3 protein-coding genes are annotated in these 4,436 nt (G+C 48.8%); 2 read left to right on the forward strand and 1 reads right to left on the reverse strand.

Annotated features, from left to right (window positions below):
* Positions 1 to 282 (forward strand): RagB/SusD family nutrient uptake outer membrane protein (locus tag VIM72_RS21630; RefSeq protein WP_332004908.1); only part of this gene is annotated, 282 nt, incomplete at its 5' end.
* 251 nt (positions 283 to 533) lie between these two features.
* On the opposite strand, the gene VIM72_RS21635 is transcribed toward VIM72_RS21630, so the two are convergent.
* Complete coding sequence (locus tag VIM72_RS21635; protein ID WP_332004909.1) at positions 534 to 1,694, reverse strand: aldose epimerase family protein; 1,161 nt, start codon at positions 1,692 to 1,694, stop codon at positions 534 to 536.
* Between the two features lie 199 nt (positions 1,695 to 1,893).
* Between VIM72_RS21635 and VIM72_RS21640 the strand changes: the two genes are divergently transcribed.
* Positions 1,894 to 4,263, forward strand: coding sequence for a beta-L-arabinofuranosidase domain-containing protein (locus tag VIM72_RS21640; RefSeq protein ID WP_332004910.1), 2,370 nt, complete (start codon positions 1,894 to 1,896; stop codon positions 4,261 to 4,263).
* Positions 4,264 to 4,436 lie beyond the last annotated feature (173 nt).

Below are 4,436 nucleotides of genomic sequence, written 5' to 3' on the forward strand. Positions count from 1 at the left end.
CCTGCCGTTACCAACGCCGGCATGGCCGCACTGATGCATGAACGCAGGGTAGAATTATGCGGGGAAAACGAGCGTCACCAGGACCTCCTCCGCTGGGACAAAGCCAACCTGGTAGATATCGTGGAGCTGTACAAAAAACCCAAGCTGGCATATAACGGCGCCGTGATCATTAAGGGCGGGGCGCCACGGAAATTTACCAAACCCAAAAACTACTACTTCCCCATGCCTCAGCAGGAGATCGACAGGAGCAAAGGCACCCTTGTGCAGAACCCTAACTATTAGTGGTGGGGGCCGCCTTCGGCGGCAATTTGTCTGACTCAGGATTAAGATGATTAAACTGATTACGCTGATTTTTATTTTTGCGATTTTATAAATGATTAAGGGAGATAAAAGCGAGTATTGCTTTTATCTCCCTTATTTTTTCTATTAACTCAATCTTTTAAAATCCTAAAAAATCAAATCAGCGTAATCAGTTTAATCATCTTAATCCTGAGTCAGACAAATTCCGCATGCCGCCGAAGGCGGCCCACAGGTTACTTCACTGAAAACTTATACACCGTTGTCTGCGAAAATGTTTCACCTGGTTTCAGGATCACATTCGGGAAAGAAGGTTGGTTGGGGGAATCAGGGAAATGTTGTGTTTCCAGGCAAAGGGCGGCATTCTGCACATACTTCTGACCGTTGCGGGTATTGGTGAGCGTGCCATCCAGGAAGTTGCCGGTATAGAACTGGATACCTGGCTGAGTGGTAGCCACTTCCATATAACGGCCGCTGGTAGGGTCATACAAGGTAGCCACTGTTTCCAGTACGCCTTCGGGTTTGTCCAGTACCCAGTTGTGATCATAGCCGCCTTTTACTTTACCGATATCTGCACCGATCTTTTTAGCAGTAGTGAAATCCATTGGCGTGCCTTTCACAGGGTCCAGTTTACCGGTAGGGATCAGCTTATCATTTACAGGAGTATAACGGCTGGCCTTCAGGGACAATTCATGCCCCAGGATGGTGCTGTCTTTTCCGGCGGAAAGATTGAAGTAAGCATGATTGGTAAGGTTTACCGGTGTTGGTTTATCCGTAGTGGCCTTGTAGGTGATCTGCAGGGCATTGTCGGGCGTAAGCGTATATACTACCGTAGCCTGGAGGTTGCCAGGATAGCCTTCTTCCCCGTCTTTACTGTTATATACCAGTTGCAGGCTGCTGTCGCCCGCAGGAGTGGCCGCCCAAACTACTTTATCAAATCCTTTCAGTCCGCCGTGCAGCGTGTTACCGTTATTGTTAGGAGCCAGTGTATACTCTTTGCCATCCAGTTTAAACTTTGCATTGGCAATACGGTTAGCATAACGGCCCACCAATGCGCCAAAATACGGCTGACCTTTCTGCTGGTAACCGGAAAGTGAATCGTAAGACAATACCACATTGCCTTTCTCACCCTGTTTATCGGGGGTAATAATATCCGTAATAATACCGCCATAGTTCAGGATCTTTACTTCCATCCCGTTTGCGTTCTTCAGGGTATATTGCAATACTTCCTGGCCATCTGCCTGGCCAAAGCTGCGTGGACCAGTTGTTACAGCCGTTGCAGCTGTTGTAGTGGAATCCTTGCTTTCGGCTGTTTTCGCAGCATTATTGTTGCAGGAAGCCAGCATGGTACCTCCGGAAATCATGAGAGCGGTTAACGCCTTAAAGTTCATGTCCATAACGTATTTTGATGTTAAGTGAAAAAAGAGTCACTAAATATCGGGATAATCCCGTTAAAGTCAAATATTTTTATTTGAGATTTATTGTCACAGGAACAATTAAAACTGCTATTGATTAAAATACGTGTACTATCTGTCAATAATTGGAAAGTAAGTATACGGCGTGCGGATTAGTTTTAGCATGTTAAATACTGATGAAATGAAAAGACTGATCACTACAGGGCTGTTGCTGGCAGGCAGCCTGCAGCTGTACTATAGCGCCCATGCTCAATCCTATGTGCCGGGGTGGAAAGAAAAAAAGATGAAAGTATTGCCGGCAGCCACCATCAAAGCATACCCATTCCCGATAACAGACGTTACCCTGCTGGAGAGCCCGTTTAAAACAGCGATGCAGGCGGATGCCAGGTACCTGTTAAAGATAGACCCCGACAGGCTGTTGTCGGCCTTCCGCACCAACGCCGGGCTGCCTGCAAAAGGCAAACAATACGGAGGCTGGGAAACAGGGGGGCTTGCAGGCCACACCATGGGACATTACTTATCGGCCTGCGCCATGCAATATGCCGCTACTAAAGATACCGCGTATCGTAACCGGGTGGCCTACCTGGTCAGCGAACTGGCACTGTGCCAGCAAAACCGCCACAATGGCTATATAGGCGCCTTCCCCAATGATAATAAGCTCTGGTCCGAAATTGCTGCGGGCGATATCCGCTCCAGGGGCTTCGACCTTAACGGCGGCTGGTCGCCCTGGTATACCGTGCATAAAATTATGGCCGGCCTGCTGGACGCATGGCTGTACTGCAACAACGCGGAAGCACTGCAGGTGAATAAAGGTATCGCCGACTGGACCGGCAATGTGATCAAAAACCTGTCGGAAGAACAGATGCAGAAAATGCTCATCTGCGAATACGGGGGCATGGCCGAAACACTGGTAAACACCTACGCTTTAAGCGGCGATAAAAAATACCTGGACCTCTCCTACCGCTTTTATGATAAACGCATCCTGGATTCCCTGGCTATAGGGAAAGATATACTTCCGGGAAAGCACTCCAATACCCAGATCCCTAAAGCCATTGCCAGCATCCGCAGGTATGAGCTGAATAAAGATCCCAAAGACGCAGCTATCGCAAAATACTTCTGGGAAGTAGTTACCAGGGATCACTCCTACGCCAACGGGGGCAACAGCAACTATGAATACTTCGGCCCTGCACGGCAGCTCAATGAAGCGCTCACCGACAATACCACCGAAACCTGCAATACCTATAACATGCTTAAACTCACCAGGCACCTGTTTGCACTGGAGCCGCAGGCACGCCTGATGGACTACTACGAGAAAGCATTATACAATCATATCCTCGCTTCACAACACCACGAAACCGGTATGATGTGCTACTTTGTGCCGCTCCGTATGGGTGGCCATAAAGAATACAGCGATGAGTTTGAAACCTTCACCTGCTGCGTGGGATCTGGCATGGAAAATCATGTGAAATACGGGGAAAGCATTTACTACCTGGGCGCCGACGGCAGCCTGTTCGTAAACCTCTTTATCCCTTCTCTGCTGGAATGGAAAGAAAAAGGCGTTACTGTAAAACAGGAAAACAAACTGCCTGCTGATAATCGTGTAACCCTCACCGTTAGCACCAAAAAAACAACATCTTTTACCATGCGTATCCGTAAACCGGCGTGGGCCAGGGCAGGTATGACCCTGAAGGTAAATGGCGCAGAGCAGGCACTGCAAACAGATGAAAGCGGCTATCTTTTTGTTACCCGTAACTGGAAGAACAACGACCAGGTAACGCTTACCCTGCCGGCGGATGTATATACCGAAGCCCTGCCAGATAATCCCAACAGGCAGGCATTATTCTATGGCCCGGTATTATTGTCCGGTATCCTGGGAGAAAAAGAACCCGACCCGGTAAGCGGCGTTCCCGTGCTGGTAGCTGCCAACCAGCAGCCCGCTACATGGATCAGCCGTACAGAAGATCCCAACTCGCTGATCTTCCGTACTGCCGGAACCGCACAGCCAAAAGAAGTTACACTTACGCCTTTTTACGAAACCCGTAATGAGTATTACACCGTATACTGGGATGTGTTTACCCCGCAAAGCTGGCAGGAACAACAGGTGAAATATGCAGCCGCAAAAAAAGCGCAGCAGGAACTGGATGCGCGTACTACAGATATTCTTCGCCCTGGTGAAATGCAACCGGAAAGGGATCATGACTTTACCGGTGAAAAAACCAGCACAGAAGAGGAACATGGCCGTAAATGGCGTATCGCCTGGCCGGGAGGATATTTTTCCTTTAACATGAAGGTAGATCCCAACGCCCGCCATTCACTGCAATGCACCTACTGGGGCATGGATAACCGGGGCCGCACCTTTGATATCATTGTAGATGGCACTACCATCGCCACGGAAGATATCAACAAATTTAAAGAGAGCCGCTTCTATCCCATCTCCTACGCTATTCCCGAACATCTCACCAAAGGAAAGCAAAGCGTAAATATCCGCTTTGTGCCCAAAGCCAATAACAGCGCGGGCCCGTTGTATGGATGCAGGATGATAAAAGAATAAAAAAACGGCGGCGGGAAAGATTTTCCTGCCGCCGTTAAAAATTTGCCGGATGACTATTTATTTATCTTCGCGCGGATCACATAGAATGACCAGGGCGCTACTTCTGTACGGATTGTTTTTCCCCTGATCGCAATACTTTTTTCCTGCGGGGAAATGTGGGTAGGCTGATCCAG

The sequence above is a fragment of the Chitinophaga sp. genome, assembly GCF_036569185.1.
GTDB lineage: Bacteria > Bacteroidota > Bacteroidia > Chitinophagales > Chitinophagaceae > Chitinophaga.

Excerpts from the sequence above, each read along its gene's own strand:
- VIM72_RS21640 (WP_332004910.1), top strand. The coding sequence starts at position 1,894 with ATGAAAAGACTGATCACTACAGGGCTGTTGCTGGCAGGCAGCCTGCAG.
- VIM72_RS21635 (WP_332004909.1), bottom strand. The coding sequence starts at position 1,694 with ATGGACATGAACTTTAAGGCGTTAACCGCTCTCATGATTTCCGGAGGT.